The following is a 20505-nucleotide window of genomic DNA, read 5'->3' as shown; positions in this document are numbered from 1 at the left end:
GTGCCTACGCAGGCTTGGCGTTAAGTCCTTGCCTTTAATTTACGATAGTGGGTGTTGTTGGGAGAAGCCTAATAATGTGAGTCCTACTCCAACACCTAACAACGAAACGGAACCTTCTACGAATCCGGATCTTTCCTTATAACGTAGTTGGGTTGAGGAACAAAACCCAACCTACATCGTTCTCACCGATCCTAAGCCTGTTTCTGTGATGTTACTTGTGCTCTTTTGTTGACTTCCGACCAGTTCACCACATTCCACCATTTCTCTAAATACTCAGCACGACGGTTGCGGTATTTGAGGTAATATGCATGTTCCCACACGTCATTACCCATAATCGGGTAAGAGCCATCAGCAATCGGGTTGTCTTGATTGGGTGTTGATACAATTTGCAGTTGACCTTGGGGATTGCGTACTAACCAAACCCAACCACTACCAAATTGCTTTGCTCCTGCTTCGTTAAATTGTTTTTTAAAGGCATCAAAACTACCAAAAGTTTGATTAATTTCTGTTGCTATTGCGCCTGTTGCTTCCCCACCACCTTGAGGACTCATAAGTTGCCAAAAAATAGTATGGTTGAGATGTCCGCCCCCATTGTTGCGTACTGCGTTACGAATATCCTCAGGTACATTGTTTAAGTCACGCAGTAGAGATTCTACACTTCTGTTTTGCAGTTCTGGATGCTTCTTTAAAGCATCATTCAGATTGTTGACATATGCTGCATGATGCTTGTCATGATGCAGTTTCATAGTTTCTGCATCAATAACTTTCTCTAGGGCTTCATAAGGATAGGGTAATGGCGCTAACTTTGCGGGGGTCTCTAGCTCGCGATCGACATAGCCTGCAGGTGGAGTTTGTGTGGTTTGAGCTTGTGTGGCTGTAGATGCTGCTGTCGATGTCTCTGTAGGAGACGGTGACTCAGCTGTTGGTGCTGTTGGTTGACAAGAAGCAAGTAGTGCAAACAGCGATATTCCTATCACCAGGTAACTTATTTGTTTCCACAAAAACCTCACCATATTTAGACTCCAAATTTATATACTAATACATTGCAGGCTATGATTAGCACAACACTCAGTATATTATTTTTGATTGTTATGCGATCGCTTAAGCGATATCATGCTCGGATAAACACTTATACTACTTTTGTAGTTTAGATTGTATGCGAAGACAGCGCAACTACAAACCAATTAATTTATAAGTTATTAGCCGAACATGATATAAAGTAAGACTATAAGAATATATGATAGCCACTGTTTTTCAAGCGACTACACATACTTTTATCATTTGTAAAAGTCAGTACACCCAATTGTAAGGGCGCATTGCCTTGCGCCCCTACCAACGTACCTCACTGATTTGGGAAACGCTATATTACCGCTTCTTCTTTTTCTGCTTGCCCTTGGAAGAATTATTTCTATCAAACAGATCGGCTGCTTGCATGAGGGGAGACTTACGCTTCTTCGGTGGCTTTTCTGGTTTTATCTCAGGTGGCTCGAATAGTCTTGGATTTGGCAAAAATGGTGATTCTTGCTCATGAGGTATATTCAAATCAAAATCTTTAAATTGATTGTAAAACGACTCAAGATTACCTTTACCTGGTTCAGTTGCAAGAGGGGTCACTTTTTCAATACTGCTGGAAAACAAGGCAGCTTCAGCAGTGAAATCAGCCTCAGCTACACTATCGGGAGGTAGCCAGCGATGGACGAAATCTAACTGCCACAAGTACTTATCAAAAGACTCAATCATTTTTGGTTTAAGTACATTTGTCACAGCAATTCCCTGCTGATGTACTGCTTGTCCAATGACTTGCTTATTCAATAAAAAGTCATAGACATAGGGAATTCCCCAAAGTACTGCTGCTGCTTCGACCTGACCATCAGATAATAAACCCCCAACTAACTGGGCAATATGTTTGTCTAGTGTTTCTTCAGAAAAAGTAAAGAATCGATCGGGATAGCTCAATTCGTTGTGGGGTAACTCTCGCGTACTTAAAAATTCAAAAACAGATCCCCAAATTCTTTGACTTGTGATAAAACTGACTTGTTTTTGAACCGCCATATACCTAGAAAATGCCAATGACAAAGCACGTAGATTATCATCTCGTTTCTGCTCTTTTTTAAAATCATTAAAAAACTGTTGATTGACTTCTATTTCTTTAGTTAAGTTGCGACGAACTTCCGCAATCCAAAGTTGAGGTTCTTCTGTCACATACTGCTTGGCTACATCACCAAATGCATCCCAATCAACTGATTCACTTTGTTGCAACTGCCAATAAACTTTTTCCATAAGATCGATGAGGATAACACTAGCTAGTTCATCCTCTGTGCCAGGAAGCACTTCTTGTGAATTTTTGATAGGCTGATAAGTACTTTTGCATAAATCGACAATTTCCCGTGTTGCACCATAAAATCGCAAATACTCAACAACGGAAGACATCATTTGGTCGATGCTGCTAATAGGATCGTTCTTAAATTGAGCAAGACAGTCACTTAAGAGTTCTGGTTGATTGGAAAAAAGGTAATACTTTACCCGCAGGCTATCCAGATATTGAAATTCTCGAGCATAAAGTTCTGGCTGTTGACGCTGCACTTTTTCCATAAGTGCTAGAGCATCTGAAATGAGATTATTACTAACCATCTCATCCACCAGTTCTACGAGCAACATTCCCAAATCGCATTCCTCGATCGCTTTTGATGGAATTGGGTTGTTTAGCGCCTCTACCATCAACAAATGTTTATCTTTAGCAGAAGCAGCTTCGTAGTCAAGGCACCACTGTTGGGTGTTAGTCAAAATTAAAGACATAATTTAAAAGGATAAAGGATAAAGGATCAACAATTTACCTTTCTTACAAAGAAAATGAATAGCAATCCTCAAATTTGTTTACGTATTTACTTTACACTTCATCCTTCTAACTTTATCTTTCAGTAGTTTATTTTTTGCGCCCCTTCCCTGGGAAACCGAAATTCAACAATTTTTCACTCGTATACAAGCGATACCCGGCTATTATCAAAATGGAACCTGCAAGGATAAATAGCATGGGTGTTGGTGCAAAGGCTTTTTCCGTAAACAACATAATTGAGATTCCCAAGCCCATCAAAAGCCATCCTACATTCTGGTTGATACGAGGCAAAGATAAAGCTACCACGGCTATAGAGCATAGTATAACACCAGGAAGACGCATTTGAATTCCAATCGGCATATTCGCTGCTAAAACCAATACGCCTAAAAGCATCACTACTATGCCTATAAATTTGTTAGAACGCTCCCCAACAGATGGTTTGGTGTTTACCAACAACTCAACCTGAATCACTGTAGGTAAGTGGTTCAATGCAGTTTTCTCTGATTGGGCAACCGTACTCTGTTTATTTAAAAACAAAAATGTTACGTTACCCCCAGACCCCAAATCGATTTTGTCGCCAAAATTGAGCTTGTGGCGCTTTCCTGACTTTAGCCTAATGTTGTTGACAAATGTGCCATTAGCACTGCCCAGATCCACAAGATAGTATGTGCCTTTTTCTACATGAAGTTCCGCATGAAGACGAGAAACAAAGTCAGCATTGGGTAAGTTAACAACGTTGATATCTGGTACTATTTGGTCTTTTGGCTTGCCAATACGAAGTACAGTAAAATTGAGTGGTAAGTCAAACGAAGTGTTCGTTTGAACGTGAAAAAGCTCTAAACTCAGTCCTGTAGTCTGTGCTTTTGTTGTGTTGTGCATAACTCGTTCCACGGCTTCATGTATTAATTCATTTAAAAATTCCGATTCTTGTGTCTCAATTGTAGTCCCTGTACTGCCTATAAATTATCATGTTTAGGTAATTTATTGTAGAAAATACGCATGCGTCAAGCATCTTGTTAAAAAGCTTGCACTAAGCAGTATTGAGATAAATCGGTAGATTCCTACAGCGTGGGTTTTATGAAAACTTGATGTATACAAAGTTTGTATAAAAGCTAACGGCTTCTCTCGTTCCCAGGTAGAACCTGGGAATGCAGGCTGCGAGGCTCCGCCGAGCGTAGCAGTACAAACAGTACAGGAGGCGGAGCCTCCCTTTAGGCATTCCCAGCCTCAGGCTGGGAACGAGGTGGGGACAATCTCACATAAAGAATACGATATCTAAATCAATTAACCGTATATTAAATTTGAGATTTATCATTAATGAAGTGATAAGGTGACTCAGGTGCAAAAGCCAAAAATTTCCATCAAAGCAAGTCAATTTACAGAATCGGTCATTCGTGAAATGACTAGAATAGCGTTGCAACACAATGCTGTAAATTTAGCACAGGGCTTTCCTGATTTTCCCTGTCCGGAAGAGTTGAAACAAGCTGCGTGTGAAGCAATTACAGCAGATATTAACCAGTATGCCATCACTTGGGGGGATCGCGCTTTCCGTCATGCCTTGGCAGAAAAAGTTCGTTGGTATCTAGGTTTAGATATTGACCCCGAACGACAAATTACAGTAACTTGTGGTTCTACAGAAGCAATGGCAGCTACAATGCTTGCTACTGTAAATCCAGGTGATGAAGTCATTATCTTTGAACCTTACTACGAAAATTACGGTCCCGATGCAATCATAGCAAGTGCTACCCCCCGTTACGTGTCTCTCCATCTACCTGACTGGACATTTGATGAAGCCGAACTGCAACAAGCATTTAGCGATCGCACAAAAGCGATCGTGATTAACACACCCCACAATCCAACCGGAAAAGTATTTAGCCGTGAAGAGCTAACTTTAATTGCCGAACTTTGCCAGAAGTGGGACGTGCTAGCATTTACTGACGAAATTTACGAGCATATTCTTTACGATGGAACCCAGCACATTGCAATGGCAACCTTACCGGGAATGGAAGATCGCACAGTCACCATTAATGGTTTATCCAAAACCTACAGTGTAACGGGTTGGCGCGTTGGATATATCATAGCAAATCCAGAATTAACTGGAGCCATTCGCAAAGTTCATGACTTTCTGACTGTAGGTTCCCCCGCACCCCTGCAACGGGCTGGGGTAGCAGCAATGAAGCTTCCAATTAATTATTATCAAGAACTAGCAAACCTTTACCAGGAAAAGAGAAACACCATAATTCAGATTTTAGACAAAGTAGGAATGCCTTACTTTATTCCTAAAGGAGCGTACTACATTTTTTCAGATATAACTTCCTTGACTAACAAAACCGCTATGGAATTTGCTACGTTCTTAATTAAAGAAATTGGAGTGGTAGTGGTTCCAGGTTATAGCTTTTTTTCCACACCAGAGGCTGGGCAAAAATACATTCGATTTTGTTTTAGTAAAAAACCAGAAACTCTAGCCGAGGCAGGAAATCGCTTACTGAAATTGCGAAGCAGTAAACATTAAGAAAACTGTAGGTTGGGTTGAGGAACGAAACCCAACATTTAATCGAATTATTGGGTGTCACTTCGTTCTACAAAATCCTTCATTTCTGGCATACCAGCGTGCAATGGCACACAATAAAGGGCACAACAATGCTCACGCGTCTATTTGGCATACATCAAATACCAAGTGATAACCAGAGCGCGAGAGTTATTGGATGAGGTGGAACCGAAGCATATCTATCCAGTATTTACGTTAATGAGAAAATTTTCATTTCTATAAATAATGATTATTATATTTAGTTACCGAAACCAAAAAGTTTTTCATGGTGACTGAAATTTCCGACTAAAATCATTTTCACTTTGCGGAGAGCAAGAACGTACAACATTATGAAAACGACTTTCTTTTTAACTAGGTAGATTCGGACAGGACAAGGTAAACTCTATCGGTGCAACGGTAGTGTCAAACACTTTAGGCTAAAGCACTAGAGCTTGTATCTTAGCTCCACCTCAGTTCCAGAAAGGCTTTTACCCTTTTGGCTTTGGTTTCCTCACTAGACACATTAAGGTACGTTGTCAAAGTACCTTCACTAACTAAGCTTTGCCGTAAGCTCACAATTTCCTCACATTGTTTTCCTATCTTCAGAGTGAATTAACTCCAATTCATTAGCACCCATATGGAATACCTCTACTATCTTGCCAATGCCAGCCTAACACTGCGGTTGATTGAGTACCTGCATAGTAAGCCTCAACTCAGAGTCAGCTTCGTTACCGTGATTCATCTTCAAGACGGTTGGGTGGTGCGAATCAGACTAAAGTATCAAGTCTCACCTAAAGAAGATGGTGACTTGAGGGCAGTCTTAAGTGAATTAGGAATTAGCTACTCACCATCAAAGCGGATACAATTGGCACTTTGGGGTTTGGCTGGCGGACAGTCCCCAGTAGATGTCATGCGTCGCTACCAGGTAGCTGTAGTTTCTCATGGTAAGCCAGAAAAAGAGGAGATAGAAGCCTTTCGGCAAAATTTCATTAGGGGATTGGGCTACTGTCCACAAACCCTGGCTTGATTGCTTGTGACTGATCCTCTATTGTATGCCTCTATTGCTGATTGCAAGTTAGGGCAGTCCTTCTAAAGCTATGGGTACTCAAGCCAAAAGTTCCTACCCTCTCTTAGGATATAGGGACGTAGTGTCCTAGAGTATGCTACCGCTAGCGTACAAAGTTTAGCAAGCTAAGCAGCTACCTGTTGACCTAGCAACTCCTCAACTCTCTTAACTACAGTTTGAGGCAACCATTCCAAGTCAGAGGTGTCGCCCTTCTGGCTGTACGTTCGCTCCTGATTGAAGGGAGAGAGGAATTAATACTGGACTGGGTAAGGTTTCAAAGGAATTATGGATCGGCTAAAACCCACCCCGTGTAATACGTGGTAAAGGATGGAGGGGGAGTGATGGTGTAATACTTTCAGTGCAAACTTCCCTTGAATGTCCCATCGGTGAGAGTTTCGGCTTTGCTACGGGAAATTGACAGTCGAAAATCTGTAGGGTTAGCTTGATAATTTTCGGGTTGCATCATCACAAATGCAAGATGCTGCAATAATTCTCCTTTTCAACATCGCAACCCGGACGCAACAGGAACAGTTTCTTTTTCTTCTTTCAGCTTGTTAACTGTACTGTCAAACTGACGAAATAATTCTCCCCGACTTTTGGGAATTTCCTGTTTTTGAAAAAATACATCGCACAGCATTTTCAATATTAACGGAGTTTCCCCCAACTCCCGCAGTCTATCACCACCTTAGTTTAAATTTATTTAAGATTTGTGCGATCGAGAAGCCCTTATTGTTTACAAAAATAGCTTTATTGTCAAGAAAATATTACAAAATATTCAACTCAAACTTACCGTACATTCCAATATAATGACTTGTTCTATTAATCTCCTTGTTTTCAGGGGAGATTCTTTTCTCTAAGTAGTAAGCATTGGTCATATTTTAATAAAAAAAAGCACACTTAATTGTGTGGAATTTCCTATAAATCACCCATAAATTTATCGAGAAGGTCATGTTTAAAATTCTGTCATAATTCCCTGATTGACTTTTGAAAAAAATCCCATTAATGTACGAAATAAGTCCACTGAAGGAGGAATTTACCTATGATGATGATGATGAATGAAAACATGACTGCTGAAATGCAAACTTGCATGCAGGCTTGCATGGACTGCCACAAAATGTGTATGGAAACCATGACTCACTGCATGACAAAAAGTGGCAAGAACATGGACATGGGCACGATGAGCATGATGCGTGATTGTTCTGAAATGTGCATGATGGCAATGAACATGATGATGAGTGGTTCTGAGTTCATGCATCGTACTTGTATGCTTTGTGCTGAAATGTGCGAGAAGTGTGCAATGATGTGCGAACAAATGAGCGACGATTCCAAGATGATGGAATGTGCAGCTGCCTGCCACAAGTGTGCTGAAAGCTGCAAGATGATGGGAATGATGCACGCTTAATTCTTTCGACCTAGCAGAAGGTTATCTGCAACCTAATATTCAAGCGCCTGGGTTATTTTGACCTGGGCGCTTGACGTTTTGTTAGCGATCGCAATTTTATCTTAAAATTGTTATTTGTTAGTAGATAGTAGTTAGTGGTTAAAACTCCAGACTGTACACCTTCAAACCACTAACCACTAACCACTAACCACTAACCATCAAAATGAAACATTTAAAATCCCGTTCTCAAGATTTAAGAAACCTGTTTGAAAACAACATTACCATTGAATATGTAGCTGAACCCCTCAAAGCAGTTCCAGCAGATGCAGACGTAGCAGAAGTATGGCATTGGATGGTCATGCAAGATTTTGATGTCGTTGGAGTAGAGTCAGAAGGTGCTGTTAGTGGTTATATAGAACGGAACAGTCTTAAAGGTAAACAAGGTAAGTGCAGCGATTACCAGCAAGTTTTTCATCCAAAAGAATTGATTGCTATCTCTACACCTCTGATGAAGTTATTACCTATCCTGCAACAAACTTCCAGACTGTTTGTGCTAGATTGCAACAGAGTCAGTGGAATTGTCACCTGTGGAGACTTGCAAAAAGCACCAGTCAGAATGCTCCTGTTTGGTTTGTTAACCCTGTTGGAGATGAATCTGCTTCGTTTAGTACGACGTTACTATTCCCAAGATTCCTGGCAACAAGTGCTAAAATCAGAAAGGTTGGAAATTGCCCGACGGCTGTGGCAAGAGAGTCAGGAAAGAAACGAAGCCACAGATTTACTGGATTACATTCAATTTTGTGACAAGCGAGAATTAGTTTTGCAGCAACCAGAACTGCTCAAACAACTTGGGCTGAAATCGAAGCGTTCTGGAGAGCGTTTTTTAAAATCCGCCGAACACTTGCGAAACCGATTAGCTCATGCTCAAGATTTAGTTAGCGGTTCTTCTTGGACAGAGTTGATATCTTTGGCAGAAGCTATGGAACAGTTACTAGTCCGATGCGAAGATGTTGAATAATTGGTTAGTGGTTAGCTGTTAGTTGTTAGTTGCTAGTTGTTAGTTGTTAGTTGTTTCTGATTACTGGTCACTGATTACTGAAGTTCCGGTGTACTGTGGTACCCAACCGTCTGCGGTTGTGAAATAGCGTACTGCTTTGCAATGTAGTGATGCCGCGGGACTTGACCAATGCTCCACACGGGCAGGAATCTGAATGTAATCTTGCGATTGAACTAAAAGTTGTACCTGAGTGCCATCAGGACGCACAAATCCGAAAATCATTTCCCCTGCTAATATGTAGAGAGCTTCAGGAGCAGTATGTACATGGTAACGGTTATATGTGTTTATCAGCATCTGAAGTTGGGATAGCCCAGGGTGCAAGGTTAGCAGGTCACTCCAAAGATAATTTCCTTCTTTTTTAAGAAATTCAAAAAGACTGTCATGAATTTCTAAAATATAATCTTTCTCTTTATTTGTGAGAATTTCTTGTGAAATTAGGTCTGGCAAAAATATAGAAGTGCCTGGATCGTAGTGTCTGAGATAGATTCCAAGCGGAGAGAGTTCGCGAGAGATTTCAACTAAACTGCTTTGGACTGTACCGTCTTCTAAGAGTAAGATAGCCATTATATATTTGTTAAATTACTATAAAAATTATAATTAAATACAAGCAAAAAATCCACCCATACCCGATAGACTAAGTGCAGTTTCAATCAGTGACCACTAACAACTAACAACTAACCACTAACAACTAACCACTAACAACTAACCACTAACCAATAACTGTTAAGCTAGTACGGTCGAACTAGCCATTAGGATGGAATGACTGATTTAATTCTGTTTTGGCACCGCCGCGATTTACGCATTTCTGATAACACGGGACTTGCTGCAGCAAGACAAAAAAGCCCAAAGGTTGTGGGTGTTTTCTGTCTCGACCCCAATATTCTTGAAAGGGATGATGTTGCTGCAGTCAGAGTGACTTACATGATTGGTTGTTTGCGATCGCTCCAAGAACGGTATACTCAAATGGGTAGCCAATTGCTCATTCTTCATGGCGAACCTACCCAAGCCATTCCAAAATTGGCAGCAGCTTTGGGGGGAAAGGCTGTATTCTGGAATTGGGATGTAGAACCCTATTCTCAAGAACGCGATCGCGTCATAATAGACTCTTTAAAGGAAAACGGTATTGAGTTTCTTGAAAAAAACTGGGATCAGCTATTACATCCTCCAGAGAGTATACGCACTGGTTCAAACCAACCCTACACTGTCTACACACCCTTTTGGAAAAATTTGAGTAGCAAACCAAAATCATCCCCCCTAGAGACAAGAGGTGGCGCGTCCGAACACAACATGACAGGATTAACACAAGCCGAACAGGAAATAGCAAAACAAGCTGGAGCAATAGAACTACCCACAGCAAAAGATTTAGGCAAACACTGGGATGGAGAATTAATCATTGAACCCGGAGAAGCAGCAGCGCAAGAACGGTTGGAAGAATTTTGTACCCGTGCTATTGAAGAATATAAAGAGCAGCGTAATTTTCCAGCCATTGACGGTACATCCCGACTGAGTGCAGCTTTGAAATTTGGTGTCATTAGCATTCGCACTGTTTGGCAAGCAACTGTAGATGCGTTAGAAAATAGTCGCAGCGAAGAAACAGAAACTAGCATTCGTACATGGCAACAGGAGTTAGCGTGGCGGGAATTTTATCAACACGCAATGTATAACTTCCCAGAACTAGCAGATGGGGCTTTCCGCCAATCTTTTAAAAACTTTCCCTATGATAATAACGAAGAACACTTTCAAGCTTGGTGCGAGGGAAGGACTGGTTACCCAATTGTTGATGCAGCGATGCGTCAAATGAACGAACTGGGTTGGATGCACAACCGATGTCGAATGATCGTCGCCAATTTCCTGACTAAAGATTTGCTCATCGATCCCAGACAGGGAGAAAAATACTTTATGCAGAGATTAATCGACGGTGATTTATCCGCAAATAATGGTGGTTGGCAGTGGAGTGCTTCTAGCGGTATGGATCCAAAACCCATAAGAATATTCAACCCAGCTAGCCAAACACAAAAGTTTGACGCCGAGGGCGAATATATAAGGACATGGGTTCCCGAATTGCGGTCTATAGACACAGAATATTTGGTGACAGGTAAAATCACTCCTATAGAACGTCGTGCTGTGGGCTATCCCGACCCCATTGTGGATCACAACAAACAACAACGACTCTTTAAAGAAAGGTATCAAAGGCAAAAAGAGGGAATGGTTAGTGGTTAGTGGTTAGTGGTTGGTGGTTAGTTGTTAGTTGTTAGTTGTTGGTAGTTGGTGATTAGTAGATGGTTTTGTGGTACGGGCGTCCTCGCCCGTACACAAGTTGGCAAAAAACTAAGACTGACTCACAAAATTATCTACTGCTTTCGTAAGACCAACTAGCACCTGGACCAACTGTCAGAACATTTCCATCTGGTGTATATAACATCCAGTGTTCATAATCTTCTGAATATACTGAAAACAAGCGTAGAATAACGTCATTTTCAAATTTGAAAATGGTATCCCAAGCAGGTGGTAAAATATCGATGGATTGTAATACCAACCCTTCCAATACTTGAATAGCATTTTCTATCTTAGTTCTTTAATCTTCCGAACCTGCAAGTACCTCCAGACCTTTTTCTAAAAGCCATTCGCAGCAGTAAATCCATAAGTGCCATTCTCCATGAGTTCGTTGGTTCTCTTCATCAGGCTCGATAGGATTACCAAACTCTAGTGTTATGAAACTCCCTACACCCAAGGATACTCCCCAAGCTTTTTTCCCCAGTATTGAACTGATTTTTGCTTGAATTTCCTGAATATCTGTCTTCGCTATAACCATTTTAGAAACTTCTTGTTTTTCAATGAGAATAAGAAAAATATTAAAGCCTTGGTTTACGCCCTATACGCCTTTCAATCTCACGTACAGCATCAGCAAATTGTTTATTCTGGGCTGTATTACTTTTTGGTGTATTGTCAGACGACATGAGAATGTATCCTACTGCTCTAATTATCAATATGATTTGCCATCGCTGCCAAAGTACTCCCGATAGCTGCAAATTTTATCCCCTCGCACATCAAAAGAAACAGCTACCCGGTTTTTGTAAGGTTCTCCAAATAATTGCCCTTCATCTCGAAATTCAAAAACCACCGTTGTTTCATTGCTAGTTACGCGATCTAAGGTTACAGCCAGCCCACTTTTGAAAGCTTCAGAAACATATTGAAAAAATTCTCTTGCTTTTTCTTTTCCTTCATGCAAGCCGTGATATTTTCCTATTGGAAACCAGAAACTAAAATCATCGGTAACCATATCTAAAAACTGGTTCCAATCGCCTGTTGCCAAACCGTGCTTGAAATGTTCAAATGCTTGATGAGCAACTTTTAAAGTATTTTCTATCATAATGATGTTTATGACTTGATTATGAGTGTAGACTTTTCATGTGCATATTTGGGGAAGAAAGCGGCTGCCGCTTTCTTCCCCTCATAATGATTATTATTGTTTATTCAATGCATAGAAATTAATTCTTTGGAAGTCCCTTATCAAGTGCAGCCTGGAGACGTGACTGATCTTGCTGAGTAATATCTGGGTTATGCAGTATCCAATAACAGTCTAGGCGGTCATTAGTACGAAATAAAAGTAGTGCTCCATTTTCTGTCCAGAACGGCCCGTGTGGAATATGTGCAGGTCGCCAGTAATAGCCGTCTTTGCACATTGCTGTGTAGCGTCTATTAAAAGGATCGTCGTTCATAGACCAATGTCCAAGCACATCTCCACAAATGACATATGCTTCCTCAGTAGTAGGATGACCAGCATAAAAGTTGCCTTCAGTCCACATAGGTACTAGACCGAGAATCCAGGTAGCGCGTCCAGTTTTTTTATTGGTATACAGGCTTTTACGCGCTGAACCAGGAGGTAAAAAGGTTGTGCTTTCCCATTTCATTGCGTGGAATTCTTGCAATGGAACATACTCAGTCATCCGTTCATGAGTCTGCATATTCGCATGATATACAGAATTTTCCGGGGTTTGCTGAAGATTTGCGTAATCTTCTGTTATGTAAGTGGGGGTAGCATCTGGCATCCACAAAAGAATAGTGTCTTGTTCTGTTTTCCAAGGACCAGTAGGTATGCCAGCCGGGATGAAAGAGTAACTGAGATTGCGTAGTAAAAACCCACCCTGGCAAAGTACACCCGTTAACACAAAAATTTCCACATCGGTAGTAAAGTGACCAACAGGTGCGTTCCAACCCTTTTTCAGGACTACTCGCTGTGTAGATTCACCTGTACCTTCGTTGACGGATAAAACTTGAGCAGTAGCGTGTTTACCAGTAACAAAGTTTTTGACCTCAAACGGCACTTGTGGAAAGTTGAGAACTGAGTTAAGTGACTCTTCACTTTCTACATGTTTGCGCCCTACAGAGATATTCTTGTTCATTTGAATACCTGTGTCTGTGTGTAAAAGATTCACATCATTATGGAGTGAATCTAAGCTTTTATTGTCTTCGTGTGCTTTAACCATTTCTGTTTTTAATTTAGTATTTACAGTATGAGAGCAGAAAGCCCATCTCCTTCTAGGATACTATTGGCGAATTGGTTTTAAAACAATGATATAAAAGCTCATAAATTAGCTAAAAATTTCAAAAATGTGAAATCATGAAAATTATTTGTTATTCAGTAGCAGGATACATTGACTTTTACAATGACGGACACGTTAGGATGGCGAAAGAAATTCGGGGTGCTTGCGCCAAGCACGAACACAATCGTCGAACCCGATTTTCACGCGATGGCAGCACGGGGCGTTACGTCTCATATGTCCCGGATTCATATTCGGGATCGGGACTTGAGTAGTAACGAAAAGATGGTGAATTTTCTCAAGCAAATCGACGACGAAATTCTCTTCGCAATCGATCGGGTGATGACGGCGGGTATCGACTACTTGATCGTGGCAATGAGTGCCGAGACTTTTTGGGAAGGGATCGAGGGGAATAGGGCGTTTGTCAGACGACTCGAAGACTATACTGACCTCAAAGTGGCTTCGGCTGCCTCGGCATGTCAGGCAGCTCTCGAAGCGTTCAAAGTAAACAAGATTGGGGTCATCACCCCTTATCAGCCCGTGGTCAACGAGACGGTAGCCGCTTCTTCAGTGATATTGGGGTCGAGGTTGTCCGTCTGAAGGGACTCCGGTGCCCCACTGCAATCTCGATCACCCAGATCTCCGAGGATGCTCTTCGCAATCATCTTCAGGAACTTGATGGTGATGACGTAGACTGTCTCGTGCAGCTGGGTACCAATTTGAGCATACTCCGGCTCGCTGATGAAGCGGAGCGATGGTTCGGAAAGCCGATTATTGCGATCAATGCGGCAACCTGGTGGTATGCGTTACGACATAACGATATTCAGGATCGAGTGTACGGGTATGGAAGACTCTTGAGAGAATTTTGAAAACGGTGAATTTTGTTTCTAACTCCGTAACTCCTAAGTTAAATATCTCAGCGTCTGATGCCGATTGAGCTAAGTATTTAAGTTTATCTAAGATTTCGTCAACCGTTCCTTTAATGTTAATAAAATCAATAATTTTTTGAGTTTGCTCTACTAAAATTCCTTCTTTTTCCAACTCCTGTTTAACTTTTGCCTCACCAATTTTTTCTAAATTATCAATAATACCGATATAAGCTTTGATTTTCTTGGATCTACGGCAACTTTGAGTTTGCGCTCGTAAAACAAGCTGAACAGTCGCTCGCGTGCTTCAACCATGTACTCTTGATAAAGAGGCATGAGAAACCCTCTTACCGACGCTGCTTTCCAAAACAACTTTTGATAAATTCGAGGTTGTGTCACTTGTTCGATATTCTTCGGTTGCATACAAAAAGTCATCAGATTCGTCATGTGGAGAATCAAATATGTGTTCTTTTCATCCATGGCTTCACAATCTATGCGTGATGGGTAATGTTTTAGATGTATTGTTTGGGGTTGCCGTTCAATTGAAATCCGGGGAAGGAAGAATGCGTTATTCAGATAAAAATTCCAAAACTTGCTTTGATATTTCTTCAGGTATCTGATTCATCATACATATAGTTCCGCCTTCAATTTCAACCATTTTTCCATGAGGAATGACTTCTAAAATAAAACGCCGATTGTCTGCTTTTGAAAAACCTAGCTTTTCCAATTGTTTTACGTCCTCAATTCCTGACAAAATTAAGGTTGGGCATTTAATTAAACGAAATCTTTCCTTCATAGATGAGCTGTAGTTTATTACAGCTAAAGGAGCATACCAAGGATAACCAAAGCATTTCATATCATCCAAAACCCAACGGTGATTTAACTCAGCTGAACCTATGTAGCTTGCTCGAGCTAACCATCTTTCTATCAGATGTTCACCATCTTCTTTGATTGTCAATAGTCCTTGAGTAAATTCCTTAGATATAGCTGCTTTTTCTTCTTCGTTAAAATCATCTACGTTACATATTATCAGTTTTTCAACGCGCTCTGGATATGTAGCTGCCACTTCTCCTGCTATGTAAGCACCCGTGTGGTTTCCCAAAATACTCGCTGTTTTTATACCTAATTCATCTAGAAGCCAGATAACAGTTTTAGCATATTCTTCAACTGAATACATTCGTGGAGGTTTGTCAGAACCTCCTAACCCTAACAAATCCATAGCAATGACACGTCTTTCTCGAGCAAAAATTGGTATTAGCTCGCGAAATTCGTCAATACTTCTGAAATTTTGATGCAGTAACACCAAAGCAGCTCCTTCCCCACTGATACAATAGAGAATCTGACCATCTTCTGTATCTAAAAAAGCTCGCTTTGTTGGTGTGTTCATATAATGTCCCCCGATAAACTTAGAACCGATAACCTTTAAGCATATAACAGTTTTCAGTTTTACAAAGTACGCCTCTTGTATTGCGGGTATTTTGCCCGCTTATAATATGGGCAAGATACCTATACTGCTAATAGTCGCTCATTATATTGCACAAAAAGCCCGCTCCGCTATATTTGCTAAAGGGCTTAATGCTTACTTAAGGAGCGAGTCTCTGTTTAATTGCTTCAGCTAAATTTTCCAATGGTACTTCTATTTGCTCTCGTGTTTTCAAATCCTTAAGAGCCGCCTTTTGTGCTGTAGCTTCCTCAGAGCCAATAATGACACAAAATTGAATTCCTTGTTTTTCAGCTTGTTGGAATTGTTTGCCCAAAGGTCGTTGCTCAAAATTTGTGACAACATTAATTCCTGCCTTACGCAACTTTTGGGAAACATTCAGATAAACAGGCATCAAATCCTCTTGCACGTTTACCACTATCACCTGAGTTGGAGTGGCTGCAAGCGGGTTCAGAATACCAGCTTTTAACAAACGACTAATTAAGCGAGTTAAACCAATAGAAATGCCTACTCCGGGCATTTTTTCCCCTAAAAAGACACCCACTAATTCTTCGTACCTACCACCGGAACAAATACTTCCTAGCGCTTCATGCCCAACTAAACTTGTTTCGTAAACAGTCCCTGTATAATAATCAAGACCGCGAGCAATAGATAAATCGATGCAGAAACGATTTTCCGCAACTCCCAGATTGCGAACACCAGAAATTACTGTTTCTAACTCCGTAACTCCCAAGTTAAATATCTCAGCGTCTGATGCCGATTGAGCTAAATATTTAAGTTTGTCTAAAACTTCCTCAACTGAACCTTTAATATTAATGAAATCAATAATCTTTTGAGTTTGCTCTAATAAAATTCCTTCTTTTTCCAACTCCTGTTTAACTTTTGCCTCACCAATTTTTTCTAAATTATCAATAATACCGATACAAGCTTTGATTTTCTCTGCTTCTACACCGAGCGACTTAAAGAAACCCGTAAGAACTTTACGATTATTAATACGAATGAGGAAATCACCAATATTAATCGCTTCAAATATCTCAGCAATAATAGCAGGCATTTGAGAATCGTAAAACCAGCTCAGTTCGCGACGCCCTACAACATCAATATCACATTGCCTAAACTGACGGAAACGTCCATCTTTTGCCCTTTCTCCCCGAAACACAATATCCATTTGATAGCGAGCAAAAGGAAAAGTTAAATCGTTCAGGTGACGAGCAATATATGCTGCTAAAGGAACCGTTTGGTCGAATTTTAGAGCTCGTGCTTCTGAACCTGTTTCTCCTGCTTTATCCTTTTCTGCTTGTCTGTTTGGCGGTAAGATGGGGCTGATACCGTAGATTATATTGTCACCTTGATTACCCTTTGCTTGTAAAACTTCCAAACGTTCTACAGCCGGAGTTTCTATAGGTGTAAATCCATAACTTTCATAAACTTTCCGGATAATATCGAGTAAATATACTTCCAAACGTTTCTCACCAGGAAGAAATTCTGGAAAACCACTGGGAGTTGAAAAGTTAATTTTTTCAGATTTTGACATACAAATTTTTGATAGAGACTTAAGAATCTATGTTATACAATCATCAAATATATTACCAATTGCCAGTCAAATCAAATTAAAATAAATTAAGTTCGTAGTTGCGCTTTAGCGCGATCGCCAAAACTATGAGCTAATTATTCAATAAGTCATATCATGTCGGCTTATATGCTCTGAATAAAACTCACGCAAAGGCGCTAAGGCGCTAAGAAATTAAGAAACTTTTCCGCATGGTTATGCTACCGACATGATGTAATTAAACGGATATGATATGTTTTTGCAGGCATTGCACGATCCACTTTCATTGTCCAAGTGTTAAAATTCCTGACGGTATATCAACTACTAAGCGTCTATCTTTTAACCACTGACGACCAAGTAAAACTTCTGTTAATCCTGTACCAACATGAACTAGAACATCAAATTCTTGCTCTTCTATTTTCACTTTTCCAGCGTAGATGTCAAATTTAGTTTCTCCTTTTGCCAAGAGCATATCGCGCTCACCAATCAAAATCCAATCAAAACCATCCAAATCTTGTTTATCAATTGCCAACCAACCAGAAAAACCTGTATCCAGCATTGCATCAACAGGCAGATCTAATTGCTCGTTAGCAACTAACTGAATTTCAAAGAATAACTCATCCCCATCACCAAATCTGCCCTCAATCATATTGTCCCCGATATTCCTGTTTCATTAATCCTAAACAGGAAAAAAAGATTGTTTGGATGCTTTTGCCGAGACATATTCATCGCAACTATTTCATCTTTATCAATAAAATAATCTCCACTCTCAGGTTCAACCGCCATGTACCAGTTGTAGTGAGTTTTGATTAATTCTGGTTGAACTCTATCAAAAATCACTTTACAGCGTTGATAGAATGCCTCCTGTTTAGCTCTCCATTGCGCTATTTGTTCTTCTGTCCATTGAATTTCTGGGAATATTCTTCCCCGACGTGCTGTCCGCAAAGGTTTAGTGTCAGTCATAATTTCTCCTCAACTTCTAACTTAAAAGAACTCTTGTATAATTCTTACATATCATATTACTCTTTGCCCACTTTATAAGAGCAAGTTTTGCTAATTTCACCGCAACCGTTCTTCTTGAATCAAAGTCCGTTGGAAGAGTTGATGATTTTTAAACCAGTGCCAAGTGCGGGAACGGTAGTTATTGCAGGGGCTGAGATTAATCATTTCATACAAATACATATCCGGTGCAGTTTTATAAGAAAACCACAAAATAATTGTTGCATTGTCGATTTCCCAGGCTTTCCCTTCAATACGTTCTGTATCAAACCATATTGCTTTGTCTCGATAACTTGCTGGAAACTGATGCTCTTCTTGTTTACCATTAGACCACTTATAACGATTAATTTGATAGTAGGAGTAAGCATCATCTTCTGGAAACTGACAAGTCAAATGAGACTCATGCTTATCAATAATTTTTCCTTCTACATCAACCACTGTATACGTACCTACCCAATCTCCTTCATGACGTACTAGAACAGGCATTTCTTCTCGAATCAATGACATAACAAAACTCCTTTGATTTGGATTTTGGATTTTAGATTTTAGATTTTGGATTTTAGATTTTGGATTGTGGATTTGGGATTTTAGATTTGGGATTTGGGATTTTAGATTTGGGATTGTTCTACTACTGTACGGGCGCGGCGGCCTTGCGCCCCTACCCCCTACTCCCTACCCCTACCCCCTATTTAAACCACCAAGGGTCAGGTGCAGAGTTAGTTTTTACCAAAAAAGCTTTTTTTCGTATAAACCGTGTCAGTGCTGTTTTTCCCATACGCGATCCACCTAAACCAGAAAACTTAAAAGAATTTTTTTCTCCCTCATGCACCAAAGCAGTGAGAGCCGCATCATTAATACTAATACCACCTGCATCGATTTGACGGGCAACTTCTAACGCTTCTGTATCCGCTCCTGCAAAAACTGCTGCACTCAATCCATACACAGAATCATTTGCCAAAGTTATTGCTTCTTCAACTGTGGAAAAAGACATTACAGGCATAATGGGACCAAATGTTTCTTCGGTCATAACTTTCATCGCATGGTTAACTTGAGTGAGAACTGTAGGACGACACCACCAACCTCCACCATGGGTCTCAATTTCACCACCACAATGCACAACAGCACCGAGTTCTGCTGCATCTAACAGATGGTCGCTGACGATCGCCGCCTGTCTTTCTGCAATTATAGGACCGATTTCTCCGCTATCTGGTGTGGGATAGGCTAACTCAAGACGTTGCGCTTTGTCTACAAGTTGTTTAACGAATGGTTCCATTATAGATTCAGCAACGTAAATTCGCTCAATGGATTGACAGGACTGTCCCGTATTTACCACCGAACCCCATAAAATAGCTGATGTTGCCAAATCCAAATCGGCAGATTCTAAAACGATCGCTGGGTCTTTCCCTCCCAGTTCCAAAAAAGCAGGTATAAAGTGTTTAGCTGCTGCTTCGGCAACTTTTCGTCCCGTTTCTACACCTCCCGTAAAACAAATCAAGTCTACATTTTCTATCAGAGCAGCTCCAGTTTCTGCTGCTCCCTCTACAAAAGTTAATACATCTCGTAACTTGGGAACGTTATTCAGTGCAGCTAATAGAGGTGCAACAAACCGAGGTGCTATCTCACTAGGTTTAACGATGACAGCACAACCGGCTAACAAGGCGGGAATAGTATCAATTGTTGAAAGCAATAGGGGAAAATTCCATGGACTAATGACACCTACTAAAGGATACGGAACTGCTGTTTGTTGCAGTTCAATAAAAGGAATAGCTGTATTTTTTGGCGATTCTTGGAGCAGTTCTGGAGCTAATTTACACCAGCGATCGATACTAGAAAGGAATGAGTCAATTTCCATGACTGATATTGATAACCTTCCCGTATCATTCACCAAAGCCTCAGTCAGTTTCTCCCGCCCAGATAATATGACTTGCTTCCACTGCTGAAGGGCTTCGACTCTACCTTCTATACTAAGCTGTTGCCAACTTTTTTGCGATCGCCTCAAGCGACTGCATTGCTGTGCGAGAAGCTTTGCAGGTGGTGGTATAATCACATAATCAAATTTTCCAGTCCGAGGATTGCGGACATCTATTGCTTTTGACATAATAATTTTGCTAATGGCTAATGGCTAATGGCTAACGGCTAATGGCTAATGGCTAATGGCTAATGGCTAATGGCTAATGGCTATTGGCTAATGGCTAATGGCTAATGGCTAATGGCTATATGCTATTCACTATTAGCAATTAGCTAT

Annotated in this window: 22 protein-coding genes and 2 pseudogenes; 7 read left to right on the top strand and 17 right to left on the bottom strand. The window is 40.6% G+C overall.

The annotated features are described in order from the left end of the window. Positions 1-191: 191 nt before the first annotated feature. The 3 genes from F7734_RS47320 to F7734_RS47310 all read right to left on the bottom strand — a co-directional run bounded on the left by F7734_RS47320 (position 192) and on the right by F7734_RS47310 (position 3712). On the bottom strand, positions 192-1013 hold the full coding sequence (locus F7734_RS47320; protein ID WP_155751261.1) for a superoxide dismutase: 822 nt from the start codon (positions 1011-1013) through the stop codon (positions 192-194). Between the two features lie 352 nt (positions 1014-1365). Continuing rightward, entirely contained in the window at positions 1366-2796 is a 1431-nt protein-coding gene (locus F7734_RS47315) for a hypothetical protein (protein WP_155751260.1), read from the bottom strand. 127 nt (positions 2797-2923) lie between these two features. Then, positions 2924-3712: an FHA domain-containing protein gene (locus F7734_RS47310; RefSeq protein ID WP_155751259.1), complete on the bottom strand. Its 789-nt coding sequence runs from the start codon at positions 3710-3712 to the stop codon at positions 2924-2926. A gap of 451 nt (positions 3713-4163) precedes the next feature. Between F7734_RS47310 and F7734_RS47305 the strand changes: the two genes are divergently transcribed. Continuing rightward, on the top strand, positions 4164-5345 hold the full coding sequence (locus F7734_RS47305) for an aminotransferase class I/II-fold pyridoxal phosphate-dependent enzyme (RefSeq protein ID WP_166482598.1): 1182 nt from the start codon (positions 4164-4166) through the stop codon (positions 5343-5345). A 652-nt stretch (positions 5346-5997) separates the two neighbouring features. Further along, entirely contained in the window at positions 5998-6387 is a 390-nt protein-coding gene (locus F7734_RS47300) for a hypothetical protein (protein ID WP_155751258.1), read from the top strand. A 538-nt stretch (positions 6388-6925) separates the two neighbouring features. Here F7734_RS47300 and F7734_RS47295 read toward each other — a convergent pair. Further along, the gene (locus F7734_RS47295; protein ID WP_155751257.1) at positions 6926-7063 is read right to left on the bottom strand and encodes a hypothetical protein; all 138 of its coding nucleotides are present in this window, start codon (positions 7061-7063) and stop codon (positions 6926-6928) included. 402 nt (positions 7064-7465) lie between these two features. Between F7734_RS47295 and F7734_RS47290 the strand changes: the two genes are divergently transcribed. Together F7734_RS47290 and F7734_RS47285 are read left to right on the top strand one after the other, a co-directional pair. Next, a complete protein-coding gene (locus tag F7734_RS47290; RefSeq protein ID WP_155751255.1) occupies positions 7466-7828 on the top strand; it encodes a four-helix bundle copper-binding protein in 363 nt (120 codons plus the stop codon). 202 nt (positions 7829-8030) lie between these two features. Next, a complete protein-coding gene (locus F7734_RS47285; protein ID WP_155751254.1) occupies positions 8031-8825 on the top strand; it encodes a hypothetical protein in 795 nt (264 codons plus the stop codon). A 60-nt stretch (positions 8826-8885) separates the two neighbouring features. Here F7734_RS47285 and F7734_RS47280 read toward each other — a convergent pair whose 3' ends face one another. Further along, positions 8886-9428, bottom strand: coding sequence for a cupin domain-containing protein (locus F7734_RS47280; RefSeq protein ID WP_155751253.1), 543 nt, complete (start codon positions 9426-9428; stop codon positions 8886-8888). A gap of 195 nt (positions 9429-9623) precedes the next feature. On the opposite strand from F7734_RS47280, the gene F7734_RS47275 reads away from it, so the two are divergent. Next, positions 9624-11084 (top strand): deoxyribodipyrimidine photo-lyase, encoded by a 1461-nt coding sequence (locus F7734_RS47275; protein ID WP_155751252.1) that lies wholly within the window; start codon positions 9624-9626, stop codon positions 11082-11084. A 127-nt stretch (positions 11085-11211) separates the two neighbouring features. Here F7734_RS47275 and F7734_RS64530 read toward each other — a convergent pair whose 3' ends face one another. The 4 genes from F7734_RS64530 to F7734_RS47260 form a co-directional block, all read right to left on the bottom strand. Next, positions 11212-11400, bottom strand: a complete 189-nt coding sequence (locus F7734_RS64530) for a hypothetical protein (RefSeq protein ID WP_243147461.1) — start codon at positions 11398-11400, stop codon at positions 11212-11214. A gap of 39 nt (positions 11401-11439) precedes the next feature. Beyond that, a complete protein-coding gene (locus F7734_RS64525; protein ID WP_243147460.1) occupies positions 11440-11676 on the bottom strand; it encodes a hypothetical protein in 237 nt (78 codons plus the stop codon). 171 nt (positions 11677-11847) lie between these two features. Beyond that, positions 11848-12234 carry a nuclear transport factor 2 family protein gene (locus tag F7734_RS47265; RefSeq protein ID WP_155751250.1) on the bottom strand — a complete coding sequence of 129 codons (387 nt, stop codon included), beginning with the start codon at positions 12232-12234 and terminating at the stop codon, positions 11848-11850. 118 nt (positions 12235-12352) lie between these two features. Continuing rightward, entirely contained in the window at positions 12353-13351 is a 999-nt protein-coding gene (locus tag F7734_RS47260; protein WP_155751248.1) for a DUF4437 domain-containing protein, read from the bottom strand. Between the two features lie 134 nt (positions 13352-13485). Between F7734_RS47260 and F7734_RS62515 the strand changes: the two genes are divergently transcribed. Both F7734_RS62515 and F7734_RS62510 read left to right on the top strand, forming a co-directional pair. Next, positions 13486-13680 (top strand): hypothetical protein, encoded by a 195-nt coding sequence (locus F7734_RS62515; RefSeq protein WP_207714378.1) that lies wholly within the window; start codon positions 13486-13488, stop codon positions 13678-13680. After that, entirely contained in the window at positions 13673-14005 is a 333-nt protein-coding gene (locus F7734_RS62510) for a hypothetical protein (RefSeq protein ID WP_207714377.1), read from the top strand. The genes F7734_RS62515 and F7734_RS62510 overlap by 8 nt, the downstream gene beginning before the upstream one ends. 282 nt (positions 14006-14287) lie before the next feature. Here F7734_RS62510 and F7734_RS47250 read toward each other — a convergent pair. The 8 genes and pseudogenes from F7734_RS47250 to F7734_RS47215 all read right to left on the bottom strand — a co-directional run. Continuing rightward, positions 14288-14515, bottom strand: a pseudogene (locus F7734_RS47250) (histidine--tRNA ligase); the annotation flags it as partial. After that, a pseudogene (locus F7734_RS47245) lies at positions 14479-14685 on the bottom strand (hypothetical protein); the annotation flags it as partial. The pseudogenes F7734_RS47245 and F7734_RS47250, both read right to left, overlap by 37 nt. A gap of 154 nt (positions 14686-14839) precedes the next feature. Next, positions 14840-15658: an alpha/beta hydrolase gene (locus F7734_RS47240; RefSeq protein ID WP_155751246.1), complete on the bottom strand. Its 819-nt coding sequence runs from the start codon at positions 15656-15658 to the stop codon at positions 14840-14842. Between the two features lie 196 nt (positions 15659-15854). Further along, the gene (gene hisS, locus F7734_RS47235) at positions 15855-17246 is read right to left on the bottom strand and encodes a histidine--tRNA ligase (protein ID WP_155751244.1); all 1392 of its coding nucleotides are present in this window, start codon (positions 17244-17246) and stop codon (positions 15855-15857) included. Positions 17247-17544: 298 nt separating this feature from the next. Further along, positions 17545-17910: an aspartyl protease gene (locus F7734_RS47230; RefSeq protein WP_155751242.1), complete on the bottom strand. Its 366-nt coding sequence runs from the start codon at positions 17908-17910 to the stop codon at positions 17545-17547. After that, positions 17907-18224, bottom strand: a complete 318-nt coding sequence (locus F7734_RS47225) for a hypothetical protein (RefSeq protein ID WP_155751240.1) — start codon at positions 18222-18224, stop codon at positions 17907-17909. Before F7734_RS47225 ends, F7734_RS47230 begins: the two co-directional genes overlap by 4 nt. A gap of 96 nt (positions 18225-18320) precedes the next feature. Beyond that, entirely contained in the window at positions 18321-18767 is a 447-nt protein-coding gene (locus F7734_RS47220; RefSeq protein ID WP_155751238.1) for a DUF3598 family protein, read from the bottom strand. A gap of 178 nt (positions 18768-18945) precedes the next feature. Further along, positions 18946-20358: an aldehyde dehydrogenase family protein gene (locus tag F7734_RS47215; RefSeq protein WP_155751236.1), complete on the bottom strand. Its 1413-nt coding sequence runs from the start codon at positions 20356-20358 to the stop codon at positions 18946-18948. Positions 20359-20505 lie beyond the last annotated feature (147 nt).

It is taken from the genome of Scytonema sp. UIC 10036, from assembly GCF_009725235.1.
Note: the sequence above shows the minus strand (reverse complement) of the source record. Positions and strands in the feature narration are given on the sequence as shown.

Coding starts and splice junctions, on each gene's coding strand:
- F7734_RS47320 (WP_155751261.1), bottom strand. CDS start 1,013: ATGGTGAGGTTTTTGTGGAAACAAATAAGTTACCTGGTGATAGGAATA.
- F7734_RS47315 (WP_155751260.1), bottom strand. CDS start 2,796: ATGTCTTTAATTTTGACTAACACCCAACAGTGGTGCCTTGACTACGAA.
- F7734_RS47310 (WP_155751259.1), bottom strand. CDS start 3,712: ATGCACAACACAACAAAAGCACAGACTACAGGACTGAGTTTAGAGCTT.
- F7734_RS47300 (WP_155751258.1), top strand. CDS start 5,998: ATGGAATACCTCTACTATCTTGCCAATGCCAGCCTAACACTGCGGTTG.
- F7734_RS47295 (WP_155751257.1), bottom strand. CDS start 7,063: ATGCTGTGCGATGTATTTTTTCAAAAACAGGAAATTCCCAAAAGTCGG.
- F7734_RS47290 (WP_155751255.1), top strand. CDS start 7,466: ATGATGATGATGATGAATGAAAACATGACTGCTGAAATGCAAACTTGC.
- F7734_RS47285 (WP_155751254.1), top strand. CDS start 8,031: ATGAAACATTTAAAATCCCGTTCTCAAGATTTAAGAAACCTGTTTGAA.
- F7734_RS47280 (WP_155751253.1), bottom strand. CDS start 9,428: ATGGCTATCTTACTCTTAGAAGACGGTACAGTCCAAAGCAGTTTAGTT.
- F7734_RS47275 (WP_155751252.1), top strand. CDS start 9,624: ATGACTGATTTAATTCTGTTTTGGCACCGCCGCGATTTACGCATTTCT.
- F7734_RS64525 (WP_243147460.1), bottom strand. CDS start 11,676: ATGGTTATAGCGAAGACAGATATTCAGGAAATTCAAGCAAAAATCAGT.
- F7734_RS47265 (WP_155751250.1), bottom strand. CDS start 12,234: ATGATAGAAAATACTTTAAAAGTTGCTCATCAAGCATTTGAACATTTC.
- F7734_RS47260 (WP_155751248.1), bottom strand. CDS start 13,351: ATGGTTAAAGCACACGAAGACAATAAAAGCTTAGATTCACTCCATAAT.
- F7734_RS62515 (WP_207714378.1), top strand. CDS start 13,486: ATGAAAATTATTTGTTATTCAGTAGCAGGATACATTGACTTTTACAAT.
- F7734_RS47240 (WP_155751246.1), bottom strand. CDS start 15,658: ATGAACACACCAACAAAGCGAGCTTTTTTAGATACAGAAGATGGTCAG.
- hisS (WP_155751244.1), bottom strand. CDS start 17,246: ATGTCAAAATCTGAAAAAATTAACTTTTCAACTCCCAGTGGTTTTCCA.
- F7734_RS47230 (WP_155751242.1), bottom strand. CDS start 17,910: ATGATTGAGGGCAGATTTGGTGATGGGGATGAGTTATTCTTTGAAATT.
- F7734_RS47225 (WP_155751240.1), bottom strand. CDS start 18,224: ATGACTGACACTAAACCTTTGCGGACAGCACGTCGGGGAAGAATATTC.
- F7734_RS47220 (WP_155751238.1), bottom strand. CDS start 18,767: ATGTCATTGATTCGAGAAGAAATGCCTGTTCTAGTACGTCATGAAGGA.
- F7734_RS47215 (WP_155751236.1), bottom strand. CDS start 20,358: ATGTCAAAAGCAATAGATGTCCGCAATCCTCGGACTGGAAAATTTGAT.